Here is a 3,285-nt window from a genome sequence, read left to right as displayed (position 1 = left end):
TAATCGTACTTCTAGCATTACATCGTTAATTTCTTATTTCATGCTGTATTTTACTGGCATACTAACACCGCTAGGTGGTTTATTTGGCTTTATAGGAAAGCTTTTCCCTTACTATGCCTTGAGGAATTTTATTATTTCTCCGTCCTACCAGAGTGTTTTTTTAATTATAGTTTATTGTGCAGTATATTGGTCAGCTGGAACTTTCCTATTTTTCACTTTATTSAACATTGCTAAAAAAAGAGGGAGCCTTTTCCATGTTTAGTGAATTAAGAAGATATTTTAATTATAGAGTTCGATACACGTTTGATAGTATTTGCGAAGTGATTTATTCCATGATTTTTATTACAGGAATCATTATTATTTTCAATAGTGATAAACCGATAAATCTACTCTATTTTTTTATTTATTATTCTATAACTAATGTGATATTGCTTGCTAATGAGGAGTTGGAATTTGAAATTCGCACTAATCAATATACAAATATCAAAACAACTAGACGGACACCAATGCTGATTTATATTGCTAGATCAACAACTTATTTTATTTGGTCAACACTCATTTTTTTGATTTCAATCATTCTATCTCATATGTTTTTTAATGGAAAATTTTTGATGCCCTCATTACATTTAGTGGATTTGRTTTTGATGTCAATACTTAATTATGCTGTATTTTTTGTCTTATATACCATRGCAATTAAGTTAACAGAACGYTTTAAACGAGTATCCGTCTTATTGAATTTATTTAATACCATAATGCTATTTTATTCTGGACTAGTATTYCCTGCTCCCTTTTTTAGCTATGCAGATGTGTTRGATATATTTTTKAKYAAAAARTAAAAGTGAATTGATATGCTTCGAACTAGTTTTTAAGTCTTTCTCTGAAAGATTATAAAGTAGCCTTACGTTTAATGGTTTCATTCAAATATTCAGGCTCCTATTTTATCCCCGTCTAGAGAAAAAACGACCGTCTAAATTGGTAAATAACTTCAGGAGGTTTATACGCTATGCTTAGATCCTATGTGACTAAAAAGTACTTATTCTTCTATTTTGTGGCGATTATGATTACTTGGCTGGAGGCTGTCATTACACCAGCTTTGATTCAGTATATTGTCTCTAGTTTTACCAATCACCAGTTACATTTGCTGTGGCAGGTCTTGATTTGGGGAATTGTGGGGAATTTGATTCTCTTGCTGGGTTTGGCTGGGAAACGCTATTACTATGCACGAGTGCTGACGGACTTCAAGTCGGGTATTAAGCAGGCCATCTTTCAGACTTTCTTATATAGCCGTCGGATAGCAGATGAAGAGGTTTTGTCCGACCTGGAAAATGATGTGAAACAGCTAGAAGATAATTATATTGAGCCTACTGTCATTATCATTTCTTCTTTGGGATTTACAACTGTCTCTATCTGTTATGCTCTCTGGACTAATTTTTATCTCGGCTTGCTCTTTATCATTTTTTATTCGATACCTGTCCTTTGCAGTGGAATTGGCTCTAAACGCTTGGATACGATTACTAAGCAGAAATCCCTAGCTAACCAAGGCTATGTCTCCCAAGTGACCAATATGATTGCGGGTGCTCGTTCCATACGGCATTATCGGGGACAAAGCTTGTTTTACAAACTGTTTTCCAAAGATTTGCACAAGGCTTTAGAGCAAGAAATCGCCTATGAAAAGCAACGTACATTAAACAGTCTCTTTATCAATGGGATTGATGCCTTTTGCTCGGTTGCGCCTATTGTCATTGGTGGTTTCATGACCTATTATAATTACCTGTCTGCAGCCAGCTTTGTTGGGATTTACCTAGTATCGCATAATATCGGCTACCAATTTCAGGAACTGTCCTACTTTATCAATACTAGAAAATCAGCCAAGTCTCTCTGTGATAAATATCAAAACTTGCTGGGAGAGCAGTTGACAATGCCTTCTGTTTTTGAAGGTTCCGTCTTTCCTATCCAGCTAGAGCAAGTCAGCGTAGAGCGTGATGGTCAAGAAATCCTAGCTCCTTGCGACCTTACCATTGAGGAAGGGGAAAAGATTGCCATTATCGGAGAAAGTGGGTCTGGGAAAACAACCTTACTTAACCTCATTTATGGTGAAATCAAGCCTAGTCAAGGTCGGATTCGCTACCATGGACAAGAGCTAAGTTCGGATGAACTCTATCAGGCAGGAGCCTACATTCTCCAGTCCAGTCATGTCTTTGATGGTTTGAGCCTAGAGGAAAATATCGCTTTGGGACAAGAACTTGATTCTGTAAGGATAGAAGAGATTCTGCAGCAAACCGGTCTGAAAGCTCTCCAAGGCAAAACACCCAGCAACCAAACCCTGTCAGGCGGTGAGAAGCAGCGGTTAGAAATTGCCCGCGCGCTCTATCACAATCGCCAATTTATCCTGGCTGATGAGGTCAAGGCCAATCTGGATCTAAAAAACCAAGAGAAAATCAATCAACTTCTCTTCTTTCTCCCACAAGCAGTCGTAGAAGTGATTCATCACTATAGCGAAGAGGACTTGAAGCTCTATGATAAGGTGATAGAACTGGAGAGAAGTAGATATGTGGTTGAAAATAAGTAGATGTATATTATTGTAATCTGAGAAAAATAGAAATTAACAGAAACCTTGTTATAGATCTTTTGCATACGCATATTATTGATTCTGGTTCGTGCCTATGTTTATTTGTAAAAAGCTATAAAGAATGTTATTTTTCTAAGATACACACTGGAAAAATTAAAAAAATAACCGATGTTGTTGGAGTACTATTTGAACAATCATTTATATTTTCGGATAGGAACAGGTATAAATAATAAATAGGGAGTAAATAGTATGAATACTGTCGATTTGATTATTGATTCGTCAATAAAATTTTTCAATGATTTAAAAGCAGACGAACATGGTCGATATCGTTCGTGGGAGCACTGTTATTCACATTTTATAAATGCTCGAAAGAATAACAATGTAAATGTTGATTATTTAAGCTTACAACTTGCGTTTTATTTAGCAAGCTGGGGGATGTATCGAGGTTCATCGTTTTTACTGCAAAAGGATTATAGAGTTCATATACCAGTAGTGAAAGAATTGTTAAGAAAAAAATATAATCCTTTAGCTGGGATAGAATGTACAGATTTTAGAGAGGTGTATAATCAGAAATTGCTACTAGAGATTAATGCATTTTTAAATGAATATTACGATAAGATTAGACGCGAAGTCAAAGGGATAGAACTGAAAAACAAATTATCAGATACGCTCATTACAAAAATTCTCATGGGTACACTTGGGTGTGTACCTGCATA

Annotated in this window: 3 protein-coding genes and 1 pseudogene; all 4 read left to right on the top strand. The window is 35.7% G+C overall.

Annotation, left to right across the window (positions count from 1 at the left end; translation table 11 throughout):
* Window positions 1-262 (top strand): annotated as a pseudogene (locus tag K4H96_RS08890) (ABC transporter); the annotation flags it as partial.
* The gene (locus K4H96_RS08885) at window positions 255-836 is read left to right on the top strand and encodes a hypothetical protein (protein WP_227956477.1); all 582 of its coding nucleotides are present in this window, start codon (window positions 255-257) and stop codon (window positions 834-836) included. The pseudogene K4H96_RS08890 and the gene K4H96_RS08885, both read left to right, overlap by 8 nt.
* Before the next feature lie 167 nt (window positions 837-1,003).
* Entirely contained in the window at window positions 1,004-2,569 is a 1,566-nt protein-coding gene (gene gggC, locus K4H96_RS08880; RefSeq protein WP_223337038.1) for a streptosactin export ABC transporter GggC, read from the top strand.
* Between the two features lie 249 nt (window positions 2,570-2,818).
* A partial coding sequence (locus K4H96_RS08875; RefSeq protein ID WP_227956475.1) for a hypothetical protein occupies window positions 2,819-3,285 on the top strand: 467 nt, incomplete at its 3' end.

This window comes from Streptococcus sanguinis, from assembly GCF_020729765.1.
GTDB classification, from domain to species: domain Bacteria; phylum Bacillota; class Bacilli; order Lactobacillales; family Streptococcaceae; genus Streptococcus; species Streptococcus sanguinis_Q.
This window is presented reverse-complemented; position numbering and strand designations above follow the sequence as displayed.